This window comes from Mucilaginibacter litoreus (assembly GCF_042676805.1).
Taxonomy (GTDB): domain Bacteria; phylum Bacteroidota; class Bacteroidia; order Sphingobacteriales; family Sphingobacteriaceae; genus Mucilaginibacter; species Mucilaginibacter litoreus.
Genome location: NZ_JBHTHZ010000014.1, coordinates 522,813 through 540,537 on the forward strand (window position 1 = coordinate 522,813; position 17,725 = coordinate 540,537).

Annotated in this window: 17 protein-coding genes; 7 read left to right on the forward strand and 10 right to left on the reverse strand. The window is 44.8% G+C overall.

The features are described from left to right. The first annotated feature begins 21 nt into the window (after positions 1 to 21). The 6 genes from gltX (at position 22) to infB (ending at position 9,553) form a co-directional block, all read left to right on the forward strand. Positions 22 to 1,542: a glutamate--tRNA ligase gene (gene gltX / locus ACFQZX_RS18165; protein WP_377118070.1), complete on the forward strand. Its 1,521-nt coding sequence runs from the start codon at positions 22 to 24 to the stop codon at positions 1,540 to 1,542. A 330-nt stretch (positions 1,543 to 1,872) separates the two neighbouring features. Beyond that, positions 1,873 to 4,236 (forward strand): S9 family peptidase, encoded by a 2,364-nt coding sequence (locus ACFQZX_RS18170; protein ID WP_377118072.1) that lies wholly within the window; start codon positions 1,873 to 1,875, stop codon positions 4,234 to 4,236. A gap of 71 nt (positions 4,237 to 4,307) precedes the next feature. Then, entirely contained in the window at positions 4,308 to 4,730 is a 423-nt protein-coding gene (locus tag ACFQZX_RS18175; protein ID WP_377118074.1) for a hypothetical protein, read from the forward strand. A gap of 129 nt (positions 4,731 to 4,859) precedes the next feature. Further along, the gene (gene rimP / locus ACFQZX_RS18180; protein ID WP_377118076.1) at positions 4,860 to 5,324 is read left to right on the forward strand and encodes a ribosome assembly cofactor RimP; all 465 of its coding nucleotides are present in this window, start codon (positions 4,860 to 4,862) and stop codon (positions 5,322 to 5,324) included. Positions 5,325 to 5,333: 9 nt separating this feature from the next. Beyond that, positions 5,334 to 6,569: a transcription termination factor NusA gene (nusA, locus tag ACFQZX_RS18185; protein WP_377118078.1), complete on the forward strand. Its 1,236-nt coding sequence runs from the start codon at positions 5,334 to 5,336 to the stop codon at positions 6,567 to 6,569. 59 nt (positions 6,570 to 6,628) lie between these two features. Continuing rightward, on the forward strand, positions 6,629 to 9,553 hold the full coding sequence (gene infB / locus ACFQZX_RS18190) for a translation initiation factor IF-2 (protein WP_377118080.1): 2,925 nt from the start codon (positions 6,629 to 6,631) through the stop codon (positions 9,551 to 9,553). 74 nt (positions 9,554 to 9,627) lie between these two features. Here infB and ACFQZX_RS18195 read toward each other — a convergent pair whose 3' ends face one another. The 9 genes from ACFQZX_RS18195 to ACFQZX_RS18235 all read right to left on the reverse strand — a co-directional run bounded on the left by ACFQZX_RS18195 (position 9,628) and on the right by ACFQZX_RS18235 (position 15,213). Then, positions 9,628 to 10,647 (reverse strand): 2Fe-2S iron-sulfur cluster-binding protein, encoded by a 1,020-nt coding sequence (locus tag ACFQZX_RS18195; protein ID WP_377118082.1) that lies wholly within the window; start codon positions 10,645 to 10,647, stop codon positions 9,628 to 9,630. Then, the gene (locus tag ACFQZX_RS18200; RefSeq protein ID WP_377118083.1) at positions 10,648 to 11,643 is read right to left on the reverse strand and encodes a quinone oxidoreductase family protein; all 996 of its coding nucleotides are present in this window, start codon (positions 11,641 to 11,643) and stop codon (positions 10,648 to 10,650) included. A 141-nt stretch (positions 11,644 to 11,784) separates the two neighbouring features. After that, positions 11,785 to 12,396, reverse strand: a complete 612-nt coding sequence (locus tag ACFQZX_RS18205; RefSeq protein WP_377118084.1) for a superoxide dismutase — start codon at positions 12,394 to 12,396, stop codon at positions 11,785 to 11,787. A gap of 144 nt (positions 12,397 to 12,540) precedes the next feature. Next, positions 12,541 to 12,927, reverse strand: coding sequence for a VOC family protein (locus ACFQZX_RS18210; RefSeq protein WP_377118085.1), 387 nt, complete (start codon positions 12,925 to 12,927; stop codon positions 12,541 to 12,543). A 114-nt stretch (positions 12,928 to 13,041) separates the two neighbouring features. Further along, positions 13,042 to 13,236 carry a hypothetical protein gene (locus ACFQZX_RS18215; RefSeq protein WP_377118087.1) on the reverse strand — a complete coding sequence of 65 codons (195 nt, stop codon included), beginning with the start codon at positions 13,234 to 13,236 and terminating at the stop codon, positions 13,042 to 13,044. A 246-nt stretch (positions 13,237 to 13,482) separates the two neighbouring features. Continuing rightward, positions 13,483 to 13,959, reverse strand: a complete 477-nt coding sequence (locus ACFQZX_RS18220; RefSeq protein WP_377118089.1) for a nucleoside deaminase — start codon at positions 13,957 to 13,959, stop codon at positions 13,483 to 13,485. Then, a complete protein-coding gene (locus ACFQZX_RS18225; RefSeq protein ID WP_377118091.1) occupies positions 13,956 to 14,330 on the reverse strand; it encodes an SdpI family protein in 375 nt (124 codons plus the stop codon). Before ACFQZX_RS18225 ends, ACFQZX_RS18220 begins: the two co-directional genes overlap by 4 nt. A 1-nt stretch (position 14,331) precedes the next feature. Continuing rightward, a complete protein-coding gene (locus ACFQZX_RS18230) occupies positions 14,332 to 14,667 on the reverse strand; it encodes a tRNA-binding protein (RefSeq protein WP_377118093.1) in 336 nt (111 codons plus the stop codon). A 12-nt stretch (positions 14,668 to 14,679) separates the two neighbouring features. Beyond that, positions 14,680 to 15,213 (reverse strand): YfiT family bacillithiol transferase, encoded by a 534-nt coding sequence (locus ACFQZX_RS18235; RefSeq protein WP_377118095.1) that lies wholly within the window; start codon positions 15,211 to 15,213, stop codon positions 14,680 to 14,682. A gap of 74 nt (positions 15,214 to 15,287) precedes the next feature. On the opposite strand from ACFQZX_RS18235, the gene ACFQZX_RS18240 reads away from it, so the two are divergent. Continuing rightward, on the forward strand, positions 15,288 to 17,114 hold the full coding sequence (locus ACFQZX_RS18240; RefSeq protein ID WP_377118097.1) for an FAD-dependent oxidoreductase: 1,827 nt from the start codon (positions 15,288 to 15,290) through the stop codon (positions 17,112 to 17,114). A gap of 201 nt (positions 17,115 to 17,315) precedes the next feature. Here the strand turns inward: ACFQZX_RS18240 and ACFQZX_RS18245 are convergent, their stop codons facing one another. Next, a complete protein-coding gene (locus ACFQZX_RS18245) occupies positions 17,316 to 17,723 on the reverse strand; it encodes a DoxX family protein (RefSeq protein ID WP_377118099.1) in 408 nt (135 codons plus the stop codon). Positions 17,724 to 17,725 lie beyond the last annotated feature (2 nt).

A 17,725-nucleotide genomic window follows, 5' to 3' on the forward strand; every position in this document is an offset into this window, starting at 1 on the left:
ACAAGGATTAATTTCCTCATCATGTCAGAAAAAAAAGTGAGAGTACGTTTTGCGCCCAGCCCAACAGGTGGCTTACACCTGGGTGGTGTGCGTACAGTATTGTTTAATTATCTTTTCGCGAAGAAAAATAATGGTGATTTTGTTCTGCGTATTGAAGATACCGACCAAACCCGGTATGTTGAAGGTGCTGAGCAATATATCAGCGATTGCCTTGTCTGGTGCGGCTTAACACCCAACGAAAGCCCGGATAAAGGCGGCCCATTTGCACCCTACCGCCAAAGCGAACGTAAACCGCTTTACCGCGAGTATGCAGAAAGGCTTGTGGAACAAGGTTATGCTTATTACGCCTTTGACACTGCTGCAGAATTGGAGCAGAAAAGAAAAGATGTGCCAAACTTTCAGTACAGCCATGCTTACAGGCATGAAATGCGAAACTCACTAAGCCTGCCATTGCATGAGGTAGAACAATTGCTGCATAATGGTACTCCGCATGTTATCCGCATAAAAATGCCGGAAGATGAAACCATTGCTTTTGACGACATGATTCGCGGCCGTGTTACTTTTGACAGCAACGTGGTTGATGACAAAGTGTTATTGAAAGCCGATGGCATGCCAACTTATCATCTGGCTGTTGTGGTTGATGATTATTTGATGAAGATAACCCATGCTTTCAGGGGTGAAGAATGGCTGCCAAGCGCGCCTGTTCATATCCGTTTATGGGAGGTTTTAGGCTGGAAAGCCGATATGCCGGAATGGGCCCATTTACCGTTGATCTTAAAACCCGATGGACATGGCAAATTAAGCAAACGTGATGGCGCCCGTTTAGGGTTCCCGGTATATGCCATGAACTGGTTTGATGCAAAAAGTAACGAGTTAACACCAGGCTTTCGTGAGCTTGGATTTTTGCCGGAGGCGTTTTTAAACCTGCTGGCGCTGTTAGGCTGGAATGACGGCACCGACCAGGAAATCTTTTCGCTTGATGAACTGATCGAAAAGTTTTCAATCGACCGCGTTAGCAAAGCCGGGGCGAAGTTTGATTTTGAAAAAGCCAAATGGTTCAATGCCGAATGGATCAAACGCTCATCTGCCGAAACCCTAAAGCTTAATGTAGCTCAGGCCCTGAAGGACGCCGGTATTGCTATAACAGATGAATCCTATCTGCTTAAAGTGATAGACCTGGTAAAAGATAGATGTACGCTGCTTGGCGATTTTGTACAGCAGTCATCCTACTTTTTTAAACAGCCAGCCGAATACGATCTTAACGCGGTAAAGCCCAAATGGAACGAGGCCAAAACAGCTTTTTTTAAAGAGTTTATATCGATATTAAGTGGTGCCGAAACTTACAATGCGGCTGAGTTAGAGGTAAGGTTTAAGGCGCTTGCCGAACAAAAAGCCCTGAAGCCAGGCGACGTGATGCTGCCTTTCCGTATAATGCTCGTGGGCGGTAAATTTGGCCCTCATGTATTTGATATCGCTAAATTACTGGGCGAAAGTGAAACGGTCATACGCATCGAAAATGCGCTTGATGCTTTTACCGCGTAACGTTTCCTGATAACTTGCTTATCTATAAAGCCCTTTGTATTTGTAATGTTCACGAACACACAAGTGAACATCGTGAACACGCATAATTTGTTGTTGATCAGGCTGATGAAAATTTAGGTGGCAAAACATTGTCACCACATAAACACCTGTTTTAAGCCCTGGATGCATGAAAACGTGATCATGGGAAAAGTTGAATACCTTAACCAATTAAAGGCGCGCATCAGCGTCTTTTTTGTTTTGAACTACCGGTTGATAGTGCTGTTTGTTAGAAAACATCATGTGTGTTATGATGCAAACTGTTAACTTGCAGGTTGTATCACCGGTTTCATAATGAAAAAACTTTTAATCTTATCTCTTTTATCAGTTACTACATCTGCAATTGCTCAAAATCTTGGTCCGCTTTCGGTTGAAAAAATCATGCGCGACCCTAAGTGGATGGGTATATCCCCAACAAACATACATTGGAGCGACGACAGCAAAAAGATCTATTTCGACTGGAACCCTGATCAAGCAGAACGTAACGGTTTGTTCAGCATCACACCAACCAATCTGAAGCCGGTGAAAGTAAATGCCGACGAACGCCGCGCTATGATACCTGCGGACGGTAAGTGGAATAAAACCCGCACACTTAAGGTTTATGAAAAAAACGGCGATATCTTTTTGCTGCAGGCACCATCTGGGAAGACGATACAACTGACAAACACCGTAGCCACAGAAAGCAACCCTGCTTTTACCGGCGATGACAGCCGGATAATTTACACCAGTGGGAATGATTTGTACGCAATCAAATATAATTCGGGCCAGACTGTTCAGTTAACCCGTTTTGTAAAGGAAGCCGGTAGCAAGAAAAAGCCGAAAGATACAGAGCAGGCCGAATGGTTAAAAAAACAGCAGCTGGAGTTATTTGACATTATTAAAGATAAAGACCGCAGGCTGGATTCGGCAGAGCGGGCGGACGAGCAACCAGATAAGCTTAAAGAAATAGCAATTGGTAACAAAAGGGTAAACATGCAGCAGCTTAGTCCGGATGGCAGGTACATCACCTACAGGCTAACATCCCCGGTGGAGGGAGCGCAAGCAACCATTGTGCCTAACTATGTAACCACTACCGGCTTTACCGAGGATATCCCGAACCGTACAAAAGTAGGGGCTCCACGGCCTGAGTCAGCGTTTTATATCTTTGATACCCAGCGAGACTCGGTATACGCGATTAATATTAAAACCATACCGGGAATTAAGGATATACCAGCCTTTTATAAAGATTATCCGGATAAACTGGCCGCGCTAAAAAAAGAGAACAGCGACAGAAAGGCTGACATTACCGGCCCTTTCTGGAGCCCCGATGGTAAATATGCGGTTGTTAACGTTGACGCGCAGGATAACAAAGACCGCTGGCTGATGCTGCTTAACCCGCAAACAGGCAAACTCACCCTGCTCGACCGCCAGCACGACGATGCCTGGATTGGTGGTCCCGGTACCGGCGCGTGGTTTGGCAGCAGCAGTTTAGGGTGGGCGGATAATACGCATTTTTATTACCAGAGCGAGGCAAGCGGATACTCGCATTTATACCTTGCAGATGTTATAAGCCGCAATAAAAAGCAAATCACATCAGGTAAATGGGAGGTGCAAACACTGCAGCTATCAAACGATAAGAAAACCTTTTACTTTACCGCCAATATCGAGCACCCCGGTATTACGCATTTCTACAAAGTGCCTGTTACCGGTGGCACTCCCGTTAAAATTACAGGTATGAAAGGTGGGAACGAGGTAGACCTTTCTCCCGATGAAAAATGGCTTGCTATACGCTACTCTTACTCCAACAAACCCTGGGAACTTTATATACAGCCTAATCAGCCCGGTGCAAAGGCGATAAAGGTTACATCCTCAACCACGCCCGAGTTTAATTCCTATCCGTGGAGAGAGCCGCAGGTGATCAGTTTTAAAAACCGCCTGGGTAAAGACATCTACGCGCGGGTTTATGTGCCTCAAAATGCCGACCCTGCAAAGCCTGCCGTGATATTTGTGCATGGGGCGGGCTACCTGCAAAATGTGCATTACTGGTGGAGCAGCTATTTCAGGGAGTATATGTTTAACAATATGCTGGTTGATAACGGTTACACGGTAATGGATATCGATTATACGGCCAGCTCGGGTTACGGGCGCGATATCCGCACCGGCATTTACAGGCACATGGGCGGTACGGACCTTACCGACCAGGTTGACGGCGCAAGATTACTGGTTGAAAAATACGGTGTAAACCCAAAGCATATAGGTATGTATGGCGGCTCGTACGGCGGGTTCATGACACTGATGGCCATGTTTACCCAGCCCGGGGTTTTCGCCAGCGGTGCAGCATTGCGCTCAGTAACAGATTGGGCACATTATAACCACGGTTACACATCAAACATCTTAAACGAGCCCTATACCGATGAAAAGGCCTACCGGCAAAGCTCGCCGATTTATTTTGCAGACGGACTAAAAGGGCGCTTATTGATGTGCCATGGGATGATAGACCAGAATGTAAACTTCCAGGATATCGTTCGTTTAAGCCAGAAACTGATCGAGCTGCACAAAGAGAACTGGGAGCTTGCGCCTTATCCTGTTGAAGACCATGGCTTTGAACAACCCAGCAGTTGGACGGACGAGTATAAACGTATTTACAAATTGTTTGAAGAAACGCTGAAGGGGAAATAATTGTATCATAATTTTTAATTTATACTGTTTTGCAATAAGGATTTGGTTTGGCACAAAAAGTTAATATGCAAATGAAACTATCGATATTCATTTTGCTATTGTTTTCATTTGGTTGTTCATCATCCCAACATAACAGTAGCGATATTAAAATAAAGCTGAGTGATAATCATCGTTCGCTTCAATTTAATGGTTTGGATAAGTTAATCATCAACGAAATATCCCGCGACAGTGATAACGCCGTATGGCAAAGTCTTGTCGCGGTGTATGCAATGCCTGCTGATACGGACCTAAAGAACTATCAGCCCGTACAGCCGGGCAAATACGCGGTTCAGGACAGTACAGTGATTTTTACACCGGATACGCCTTTCGTTAAAGGTAAAACCTATTTCGTCAGAAAATATAGGTTAGGAAAGGGAATATCGCTTGCCGAATATATAAAAGGGCAGGCCAGAGTAGGCAACGTGCAATTTATTGATTTGATTTTTAAGCCCTAACACTTTGAAAAAAGCAAGAAATATATTACATTTGCATTGAAATTAAAAAGAGGGGGCGGTTTGTCCCCTCTTTTATTTTATCGATCAATTTTTTCGCGGCTTAATCGGCCGGACAAAAACATAACGATAATGAATATTGAAAAGAGAGTAGCAGAACTGGTTGAAGAAAAAATAGCCGATATGCCCACCCTGTTTTTGGTAGATGTTAAAATGCAGGCCAACGGAAAGCTGACCATTTTAGTTGACGGTGATAACGGGATAGGTATAGCCGATTGTGCTGCCATAAGCAGGCATGTAGGTTTTCATCTGGAAGAAGAGAACGTGATAGAAAACGCCTATAATTTAGAGGTTTCGTCGCCGGGTATAGATACACCGCTTACGCTGACAAGGCAGTACACCAAAAATATTGGCAGGCTATTAAGCATAAAAATGGATGATGGCACCAAGCGCGAGGGAAAACTGCTTGCGGCAGGAGAGGAAGCCATTAGCATAGAAGAAACGATTAAACAAAAAGGGAAAAAGGCGGAAATTATTGAAAGCACTATCCCGACAGATAAAATAACAGAAACAAAGGTTTTAATATCATTCAAGTAAAAAGAGAAGATGAGCAATATTAATCTAATTGATTCTTTTCAGGAGTTTAAAGATTTCAAGAACATTGACCGCCCGACAATGATGAGTGTGCTGGAAGACGTTTTCCGGAGCATGATCAGGAAAAAATACGGCACCGACGAAAATTGCGATGTAATTGTGAACACAGATAACGGTGACCTGGAGATCTGGCGGACACGTACCGTTATGGAAGACGGCTTCTCTGAGGATGATGATCTGGAGATTGAACTGGCAGAGGCCCATAAAGTTGACCCCGACCTGGAAGTTGGCGACGATTTTATTGAGCAGATAACTTTGGAAAGCTTTGGCCGCCGTGCCATTTTAGCCGCCCGCCAGACTTTGGTATCAAAAATTCTGGAGCTGGAAAAAGACGAGATATTTAAAAAATATAAAGACCGCGTTGGAGAAATTGTAACCGGAGAGGTTTACCAGGTGTGGAAAAAAGAAACGCTGGTTTTGGATGATGAAGGAAATGAGTTATTATTGCCAAAAACCGAGCAGATACCAGCCGATTATTTCAAAAAAGGCGATAGCGTACGTGCGGTTGTAAGCAAGGTTGACATGATGAACAGCAACCCTAAGATCATCATATCACGTACCGCGCCTGAGTTTTTACAGCGCCTGTTTGAGCTTGAAGTACCCGAGATATTTGACGGATTGATCACGATTAAAAAAATCGTTCGCGAACCGGGCGAAAGAGCTAAGGTTGCCGTTGAATCGTATGACGACCGTATAGACCCGGTAGGTGCCTGCGTGGGCATGAAAGGTTCGCGTATACACGGTATTGTGCGCGAGCTAAAGAACGAAAACATTGATGTAATTAACTACACTAATAATATTCAGCTATACATTCAGCGCGCTTTGTCGCCGGCTAAGATCACATCAATTAAGCTGGATGATGAGAAAAAGACCGCCGCTGTATATTTAAAGCCCGATCAGGTATCATTAGCTATCGGTCGAGGCGGCCATAATATAAAATTGGCAGGTAAATTGACAGGGTATGAAATTGATGTGTACCGTGAGGCCGATGAACACGATGAGGATGTGGACATTGAAGAATTTTCAGACGAAATTGACAGTTGGATTCTTGACGAATTCAAACGGATTGGTTTGGATACGGCTAAATCAGTATTGGCCCTGTCGGTAGGCGAATTAGTTAAACGAACAGACCTGGAAGAAGAAACCATAAAAGAAGTTTTGTCAATTCTGCAGGCCGAGTTTGAATAAAACCGAATAACAAATTAAAAATCGTATTTTTGCGATTATTAGCAGAGAAAGTATAATAAATGTCAGAAGACAAATCCATTAAATTAATTAAAGCAGTAAAGGAACTGAACATTGGTATGGGTACCATTGTCGACTTTCTTGCGTCTAAGGGTTACAAGGTAGAAAAGCAACCCATGGCCAAGTTAGATAGCGACATGTACAGCGTACTTTTGAAGGAATTTGCTGCTGATAAAGTTATTAAGGAGGAGGCCAAACAGATCAGTATTGGCAAGATCAGGAAGGATGAAACTTCACAGGTTACAGAAAAACCTGTTGAGCCTCGCCGTTCCAGGGATTTTGAGAATGAGGAAATACTGATAAAAAACGCCGGCAATTTTGCTTCGCCTCCGGTTGAAAAACCGGCCCCGGCCGAACCTGCGCAAAACAGGGAAGACCGTAGTGAAGCTTTACCGGGCGTTAAGATAGTAGGGAAAATAGATCTTAATAATCTTAGCGGTAAGCAGGCAGCAACTCAAAAACCCGCCGAGGCGCCAAAGCCAGAGCCGGTTGAAGAGAAGCCCGCACCAGTACCTGCCCCCGTACCAGAAGCGCCAAAGCCGGAACCTGTTGCAGAAAAGCCCCAGGAAGCGCCAAAACCGGCAGAGCCTGTGGCCGCCGAAAAACCGGCGCCTGTTGAGGAAAAAGTACAGCCGCCTGTAGCTGCTGCTGCGGATACAAATGCAACTACTCTTGCAGAAGCTAATACAGATGAGCAGGAAGATGAGGTTATACGCGCCAATGCCGAGCGCCTTTCGGGGCCTAAAATAGTAGGTAAGATACAGTTGCCGGTTAACCAGCCAAAGCGTGGTGGCCCGGTAGCATCATCTAACGCGGCCGGCAATGCAGCCGACCATAAGCGTAAACGTAAACGCAAAGAAGGTGGTGGCCAGCAACAACAACCGCCAAGCGGCACCATAAACCCAAACCGTCCGGATTTCAGGAACCGCCCGCCACAACCGCAGGGTGGCAACAACCGCCCCGATTTTAGAGGTAACCGTAATGCGCCGCCTGCCGGCCCTAAAGAGGAGCCATCAGAAAAAGATATACAAGACCAGATCAAGGCAACACTTGCACGCTTAAGCGGTGCAGGTAAGTCGGGTAAGTTTGCCCAGCGTGCCAAGTTCCGTCGTCAAAAACGTGATGACGTTGCTGCAAGTGCCGAAGAACTGGCAATGGAGCAGGAACTTCAATCAAAGGTATTGAGGGTTACTGAATTTGTAACAGCGAACGAACTGGCATCGATGATGGATGTTTCTGTAACACAGATCATCTCTACATGTATGAGCCTGGGTATGTTCGTATCCATTAACCAGCGTTTGGATGCTGAAACTTTATCTATCGTTGCCGATGAATTTGGCTACCAGGTAGAGTTTGTTAAACCGCAGGATGAAGAAGCCAACCTTGATCAGGAAGATGATCCGGCAGACCTTGTGCCACGCTCGCCTATTGTAACCATAATGGGCCACGTTGACCACGGTAAAACATCATTGCTTGACTTTATCCGTAAATCAAACGTAATTGGCGGAGAGGCCGGTGGTATAACCCAGCACATTGGTGCTTACGAGGTTACATTGCCTGATAATAAAGGGAAGATCACCTTCCTGGATACACCTGGTCACGAAGCGTTTACCGCGATGCGTGCAAGGGGTGCCCAGGTAACAGATATTGTTATTATTGTTATCGCGGCAGACGATAGCGTGATGCCGCAAACCCGCGAGGCCATAAACCACGCGCAGGCAGCAGGTGCACCTATCATATTCGCTTTCAATAAAATTGATAAGCCTGGCGCTAACGCAGACAAAGTGCGTGAGCAGCTTTCAACCATGAACATTTTGGTTGAAGAGTGGGGCGGTAAATATCAAACGCAGGAGATATCAGCTAAGACAGGCTTAAATGTCGATCTGCTGTTAGAAAAAGTATTACTTGAGGCTGAGTTGCTTGAGCTTAAAGCCAACCCTAATAAACGTGCAGTAGGTACCGTAATTGAAGCCGCCCTTGACAAAGGCCGTGGTATTGTAACTACCGTACTTGTACAGGCCGGCCGTTTAAGAGTAGGCGACCCGATATTAGCCGGTTGCTACAGCGGCCGTGTTAAAGCTTTGACCAACGAGCGTGGCCAGCGGGTTGAGTCGGCAGGCCCATCAACACCGGTACAGGTGTTAGGTATGCAGGGCGCTCCAACCGCAGGCGACAAGTTCAATGCGCTTGACAGCGAACCGGAAGCACGTGAAATTGCCAACAAACGCTTACAGTTACAGCGTGAGCAGGGTTTACGTACACAAAAACACATCACGCTTGATGAAATTGGCCGTCGTTTAGCGGTAGGTAACTTCAAAGAGCTTAACATTATTGTTAAAGGTGACGTGGATGGTTCTATCGAGGCGTTATCAGATTCATTACTGAAACTGTCTACCGAGCAGATACAGGTTAATATTATCTCTAAAGCTGTTGGCCAGATATCCGAGTCGGACGTATTGCTTGCAACAGCGTCAGACGCTATCATCGTCGGTTTCCAGGTACGCCCATCAACAGGTGCCCGTAAACTGGCCGAGCAGGAGGAGATCGACATCAGGCTATACTCTATCATCTATGATGCTATCAATGAGATTAAATTAGCGATGGAAGGTATGCTTGCACCAACCTTTGAAGAGAAGATTGTTGCGAATGTAGAGATACGTGAAACCTTCAAGATCAGCAAAGTGGGCACCATTGCAGGCTGTATGGTGCTGGATGGTAAGATCAACCGTAACAGCAAGATCCGCATTATTCGTGATGGCGTGGTTGTGCATACCGGCGAACTGGCATCACTTAAGCGCTTTAAAGACGACGTTAAAGAGGTTAACCAGGGCTACGAGTGCGGCTTAAACATTGCCAACTACAATAATATTGAGGTAGGCGACATAGTTGAAGCATACGAGAACGTTGAAGTTAAACGTAAGCTGTAATAAATTATAAGCTTTTAAATATCAATAAGCCTCCGCTGATAAAGCGGGGGCTTTTTTATGCGATGTGCTTGAGCTTACTTTTGAGGATAATCTATCTCTACATTATCTGTTAAAGCATGGCCAGTGCAGGTGAGTATCCATCCGTTGGCAAGGTCATCATCTGTTAATACCTCGTTTTTAACCATCTCAACCTTTCCACTTTTGCAACGGGCCACACAGGCAGAACATATACCATTGCGGCAGCTATAAGGTAGCATCACATTGTTTTGGAGCGCTGCCTGCAGTATAGACTGATTTTCGCCTGCTATTAGGTTATGTACTTCATTATTGAATTTAACGCGTATGTTTTGAGGGGGATAAGTGGTTTGGCTGCGCGTTACGGGAACCGTCTCCAGTACAAAGTTTTCGCGGTGAATGCGCCGGTCGGCTATGCCCATATAATGGAGCGTAAGGCGGATGGTACGCATATACGCAAACGGGCCGCAGAGGTAAAATTCGGCGGCGGTTTTATCGTAATGTATCTGTTCGTTTACCAGCCGCTCAACTATTGTGTTTGTCATGCGCATGGCTTCATTGCTGATAAGGTAATTGATGTTCAATCTGTCAGGGAACAAATGCGCCAGATCATTAAGCTCATTATAAAATAATGCTGATTGGCGTTGCTGACTGCTGTAGATCAGGTGTAGCCGGCTTTGGCCCGGCCGGTTTAAAACATACTTAATGATCGAAAAAACCGGCGTAATGCCGCTTCCGGCAGCAAAAAATATAATGTCTTTAGGCTGCTCATAATTGGTAACGGTGAATATCCCGGCAGGTTCCGTAGCCACAAGCAGGTCGCCGACTTTGGTTTTCGCCAGTAAAAAGCGGGAGATTTCACCATTGGGTACTCTTTTAACGGTGATCGCAAGCCGGTCGTCATCCGGCGATGAACTTAGCGAATATGAGCGGCGTATCTCTTCGGCATGATGGTTAAAAATCAGGGTAATAAACTGCCCGGCCTTATAGGGTATGTTTCGCCCGAATTGCTCCACCAGGTAAAAAGTAGCGGTATCAGGCGTTTCCCACTTTATTCCATCAATTCTTAAATGCAGCATCTATGCAATACTCAATACTATTTTACCAAATTGTTTTGCTTCACCCATTTTTTGAAATGCTGCCTTAGCATTATCTAACGGGTAAACTTCATCAACCACCGGAATGATTTTATGCTCATTCACCATATCCAGCATGGCTTTGAACTCATCCTGAGTACCCATGGTGGTGCCCAGTATCTGTATCTGCTTCCAGAAAATTGGGCGGGCATTTATTTCAGGGATATTGCCGGCCGTGCCGCCAAAAAATACAATGCGTGCCCCGGGGTTGCAAAGGTCGGGTATCTTGGCAAAATCAGGCCCTAAGGCGCTATCAACCACAATATCGAAACCACCTGCCAGATGCTTTAACTCCTGCGCCCAGTCTTGTGCTTTGTAATTTACGCCGGCAGCAGCGCCAAGCGCTTTGGCCTGCTGTATTTTTTCACTTGTGCCTGATGTTACAAAAACTTCTGCCCCTGCAGCCAAAGCCCATTGAAGCAAAAAAGTACCGGTGCCCGCGCCAACGCCTACAATCAGTACCTTATCGCCCTTTTTTATACCTGCCTTGGTATAAAGTGCCCGGTAAGCCGTCAGGCCGGCTAATGGAATAGCGGCGGCCTGTTCCCAGGTTAAATGCGAGGGTTTAAGGTATAGGTATTCTGCTTTTACCAACACATACTCGGCCATGGTACCATCATCCGGCAGACCTAAAATTTTAAACTCTTTGGATTGAAACGCGGCGTGCTCACCCCAATTGTGTGATGGGTTGATGATCACCTCTTTTCCCAGCCATTCCTCAGTTCCTTCGCCTGCTTCAGCTACTATGCCTGCACCATCGGCACCCAAAATTGTTGGATATTTGATGCCTGCATACTTGCCTTGGGTGATCCACCAGTCGCGGCGGTTCAGTGCCGCGGCCTTTATTTGTACCAGTACTTCACCCGGGCCGGCTACGGGTTTATCAACCTCTTTTATAACTACCGGGTTTTCGGCAGATTCTAATACTAATGCTTTCATTTCTTGTCAATCTACATCCCTGTTATAGCAACTACAAGTTTCATGTGCTGTTGCTTTTAAAACACCTGAATACATAGTTATTTAATAAAAAAAGCGGCGGATTGTTTATCCTGCCGCTTTTTGAAAGTATAATGCGCTTAATTAAGCGATAGCTTTGGTATATAACTCAGCTACATGGTTCCAGTTGATAACATTCCAGATTGCTGCAAGGTAATCTGGTCTGCGATTTTGGTATTTCAGGTAATAAGCATGTTCCCAAACGTCTATACCTAAGATAGGCGTACCTTTTACTTCGGCGATATCCATTAAAGGGCTATCCTGGTTAGGGGTTGAAGTAACGGCTAATTTTTTATCAGCGGTAACAATTAACCATGCCCAGCCAGAACCAAAACGGGTTGCACCCGCTTCAGAAACCTTGGTTTTAAGATCGGCAAACGAGCCAAATGTGCTTTTTATAGAATCAGCCAAAGCGCCTGTAGGTTCGCCGCCGCCGCTTGGCGATAATAGCGTCCAGAACAAGGAGTGGTTGTAGTGGCCACCGCCATTATTGCGAACCGCTGCCGGATATTTAGAAATATTTTTGATGATGTCTTCTATCTTACCATCAGCCTCTGGTTTGCCTTCCAATGCTTTGTTTAAGTTGGTAACATAAGCCTGGTGATGTTTGCCATGGTGAATTTCCATAGTGGCTTTGTCAATGTGTGGTTCCAAAGCATCTGTTGCGTATGGTAACGCCGGTAGTGTAAATGCCATAATATTTGATTTTAATGGGTTAAACAAATCGTGATGTAGCAAATATAAGGTTACAAAGCGCTAATTGTTCTAAAGAAATGTCATTTAATGATTTGGTAACAGCCCGTGTTCTAAAAAAAAAGCAAATAAAAACGCTCAAATATATTACTGCTTTTTTTGCTTAAACTGAAACACATTTCCTTCAGGGTCTTCTCCATCGCACAGCCAGTAATCATAGTTGTCAAAAGTTTTTATTTCCCTCATAACTACATTTTGACTAATTAAATCCTTCCTAACCTCATTAATGTCTTCATTTATTTCAAAAACGATTTTAGTATTGTTATCAAACTTGAATGAACCTTCACTTGCATTCAAATATTTGTCACCAATTTGATGAAGGCCTATCATGCAATTACCTGTGTTTAAAAGTGTCCATTTGGACTCATATTCTTCAACTATTTCCAGATTGAAAACATTAGTATAAAAGGACTTTAACCTGTCAACACTTTGAACGTAAAGTATTATTGTGTCTAACTTGACCTTGATCTCCATAAATTGTTATATGCTAATTGAAAATTACTCGTATAAATGAAACATGATTCATTTTTTTATTAAAGTACGTAACAACGATTATAATTTTGAAAAAACGTTGTCTTATTTATAACTTCAACGGCCTTCTATAATTGCAAATGCCTGCAACGTTTCCCGGTACAGCCAGGTAGATTCTGCAATTCTCGGCGCATTTGCCTGATTAATTTTACCTCTCCTGATTGCAATGGATTGCTTAATTTGAAGTGCGGAAAACATGGCAAAAGAGACATTGATTTCGTTGAGATACATGGCCAGTTTGATAGAATACATACCTGTATGTTAAAAGGTTATTATTGCCTTTGTCAGATCCGATATCTTACCGTGTTTTTTCATCCATGCTAAAAGGATACAAAACCGTTTTGGTTGTTGCTAAATGTTTTGGAGACATTGATTAAATGTAAGTGGGCATCAATAGTAAGCTTTGATACATCCACACCCTAACAATAACAAGTTTTTACTAATGATATCACCCCGCTAATCTAAAGGGCCTTGGCGTCGGTGCTGCAATGCGCCTTGCTACTTTTTTCTTTTGCTTTTAAAAAAATCCTTTACCAGTTGCGCGCATTCATTTTGATGGATGCCTCCGGTTATCAGTGTTTTGGGATGAGTAATACTTTGGTTTAAGCGGCCAAAGCCCATACGCGTATCATAGGCGCCAAACACAATACGCCCTATCTGGAACCAGTAACTTGCCCCGGCGCACATTACACAAGGCTCAAGCGTTACATACAGCGTGCATTCAGGCAGGTATTTCCCGCCGATAAAATTGGCAGCGGCGGTAAGCGCCTGCATTTCTGCATGGGCAGATACATCATTAAGGCGCTCGGTAAGGTTATGCCCCCGCCCTATTATTTTGCCCTTGCAAACTACTACCGCCCCAATCGGAATCTCATCCTCTTTCAATGCCGCCCGGGCTTCCTTCAGCGCCTCGTTCATGAAATACTCATCAGGAGAAATGGCAGGCTGGTCATCGCCAAAAGTGATATATCTCATTCGGTCTTATTTATAAAAGTGGTTTTTAAATGCCTTTCGGTTAAATAATGAAGCAGAACAACCGTTGTAATTGCGCCTGAAACTATCATACTCACACTAATTATCATGCGCACATTTACATTGCTAATGTGCTGCATAAGCGGTGTGATAAAGATGCCTGTAAGTAACAGTATTTGTCCGCACTTAAGCAATAAGCGGGTTGAGTAGCGGTTCCCCTCGTCCCAATTTTGCTGATTGGACATAGATAGTTTAGTACGGTAACCATACAAAGCATTGATCTCTTTTGGCGGATAGCGCTTTTGTATCGCAGCAGCTGCTATAAAAATCAAGCCGATCAACTGCGGCCCTATCAGCCAATTTAAAACTTCCATATCAGATCAGTTTACTGCCGTTTGGCACCGGTTTATCAACCGCAGCCAGTACAATGTCGCCATTTTCATCAGCAAGGCCGGTCACCAAAAACTCCGACATGAAATTGGCGATCTGCTTCCTGGGGAAATTAACAACGCCAAGTATCTGCCGCCCGGGCAATTCTTCTTTCGTGTAATGCTTTGTGATCTGAGCGCTGCTTTGCTTTATTCCAAAAGGCCCGAAATCAACCTTCAATTTGTAGGCTGGTTTGCGCGCCTCCGGAAAATCCGATACTTCAAGTATAGTCCCTACCCTTAGTTCTACTTTTTCAAAATCATTCCAGCTGATGGATTCCATGGGAAAATGTAACTATCTGAATTTTTTTATTGTTTCTGTAAGATGAGCCAAATGATGATTGCCGTGCCATGCGTACGTAGCCAGGTTGCGTTTAAGCGATATAGTAGCCCCTGATGCCGGGTGTACGAAGGTGCGGTCCCATTGGTCTTCGGTAAAGCTTTCATACAAGGCCACCATGTGCTGATGTATCCCTTCCAGCATTTTAAGCGAGGGTTCTACCGGCAGGCGATAATCAGGCTGTATGGCCCATGCCGCTTCTTCATAAGGTTTTATTGTCGGGTTATCTTCTGTAAGCGCCAGCTTAATGCGGCAAAGCGCATTCATGTGGCTGTCGGCCAGGTGGTGCACAACCTGCCTTAAGGTCCACCCGCCTGTACGGTATTGTGTGTCCAGCTGCTCATAAGTTAAACCGATAATTGCTTCCCTGATCCTTCCGGGCAACGTGGAGATATCATGTATCCAGTGCCTGAAATCCTGATCGGTATAGGAAACCGGCGCTATGAATTTCCCTATCGGGTAGCGCATTTGTTCATCTGTTAAAGCCATATGGTATAATATATTTTTGTACTTGGATAAGTATTCGGGCTAAATTAGCGTTTTAGTGGTATTTTGCTTCGCCCATGATAAAAAAGTTGCTTCTGTTTTTTTTGCTGTTAAAGTTTTCAGGCAGTTACGCCGAAACGATAAAAATCGATGTATTGATAATTGGGGGCGGGGCAAGCGGCGTTGCGGCCGCTATACAAAGCGCGCGCAGTAAAGTGAGCACTATGCTGATAGAAACAGGCCCCTGGCTTGGTGGCAGCATGACAGCCGGTGGGATGTGCGTACTGGATGCCAACAGGAACTTTCCATCAGGCATTTATGGAGAATTCAGGCAGCATGTTAAGGATTATTATAAGCTAAGGCTTGGGTATGATACCACTTACAATGCCATCCTGGCTTTTGAGCCTGGTACTGGCGCTAACATCCTGAAAAAAATTACTGACACGGTAAAAAACCTGACGGTTAAACTGAACACAGCCTTTACTGATGTAAAAAAGAACGGGACGGGATGGGAAGTAACAATTCTGCAAAATAAAGAAACGGTTACTATAAAAGCTAAAGTTTTGATAGATGCTACTGAATTAGGCGATATTGTAAGTAAAGCCGGGGTTTTGATGACAGCTGGGTTTGATAACCGCGCCGATACCAAAGAAGCGCCGGCGCCTGAGAATGCCACAAACCAGATAGAGGACATTAGCTACATTGCTATTTTGAAAGACTACGGCCGGAATACCGACCGGACAATCACCAAACCTGAAGGATACAACCCTGCCGTTTATAACTGCATTAAAGGCACAGACGTTAAACGACTGTTAAACGCGGCAAAGCTGCCAAATGATAAATATATGATCAATTGGGGCGGCTGTGCCAGCCAGTACTCGGTAACCAGCGACGACCTGAAGCCCGAAACACGTGCAGAAACTTTCAGAAAAGCACGCTTACATACATTAGGGCTTATTTATTACCTGCAAACAGCATTAGGATATAAAAACCTTGGTTTGACCGACGATTTTAAAACAGCGGACCATTTGCCATACATGCCTTTTATCCGCGAAAACAGGCGTGCGGCGGGCGTTGTGCGCATGGTTCTGGATGATGTTTATACGCCTTACGAGCGCGGCTCTCAGTTGTACCGTACATCTATAGCCGTTGGTGACGCGGTGCCGGGGCAGCACTATAGCGAAGCTGGGGTGCCTAAGATAAACTATCCGCCTTACCCGGCGTATACCATTCCATTAGGGGCGATTGTAGTAAAAGATCAGGAAAACCTGCTGGTCACAGAGAAAGCTATGTCGGTAACGCACCTCGTCAACGGTGGAATTACTTATCCATCTGTGCAAATGACTTTAGGGCAGGGCGCTGGGGCAACTGCCGCCTATTGCGCATTTTTTGAGACAACTACCAAAAACCTTAAACCAAGGATCATCCAAAACGAGATACTTGACTTTAAAGGATACCTGATGCCCTTTGCGGATATCAAACAAACCGACCCGGCGTGGCGGGCCATACAACAGGTGGGCGCTACCGGCTTGTTAAAAGGCATACAAAAAGTGCAGGGTAACAAAGCACAGGTGCTGTTTGTGCCCGATTCGGTAGTTTATACTGCTGAAATAAAACCTTTTTTAGAAGAGATCTATTCCCGGGCCTTTATCTGGTTCAACAAAGAAAAGCCGGGAGAGGTATTCACAGTTAACAATATCATATCTTTCATCAGCGAACTTAATCTGCGCGATCCGGAAAACCTGCGCGATGCGTTGCAGAAAACATGGAAGACGTATTACAAGTTCCCATCTGATTTTAAGGCCGACCGCCCTGTTACCCGCCGTGAATTTGCTGTGCTGGCCAACCGGTTTTTTAATCCCTTTGCAAGGGCGGTTGATATCAGCGGCAAAATGGTGAATTAGTTATCCCCATAATGTAACTTTTACACAGCATAGCCTTCAAATTTTTAATTACGGTACTTTAATCTGATATTTGCAGCACTTATTACAGGGAGTAGTTAACCCGTTCATAAAAATAAGTCTTACACAACCCTGTTAAGGGATGTAGAAGTTAGTTTAGTTAGTATTAGTTAGATAAAGGCCCTGGCAGGATTGCTATGGCCTTTATTTTTTATCCACGCTATACTTACCAGGCCCAACAAATATCAACCCGGCAAATACAATAGCCAGCTCAATGGCGTGTGCGGCGCCCATTAAACCATCGCCCTCGCCCAGGTGAGAAGCGGCCGCCACTATCAGGTTGATTACCATTAGTAAAGCAACCGGCCTGAAGGCCAGGCCTATCAGTATTAAAAAGCCGCCTAATGACTCTGTCAGCGCTGCCAGGAAACCCCAAACCGCAGGCAGAAAATTTATACCGATGTAATGCGTAGCGCTGCCAACATTGGCCCACAACCCGGGGCCACCCATAATTTTAGGGTAACCATGATAGATCATCATAGCACCAAGCCCTACCCTTATAATAAGCAGACCCGTGTTACGGTAATTGTTTAGTTTACTTAAATAAGCCATTT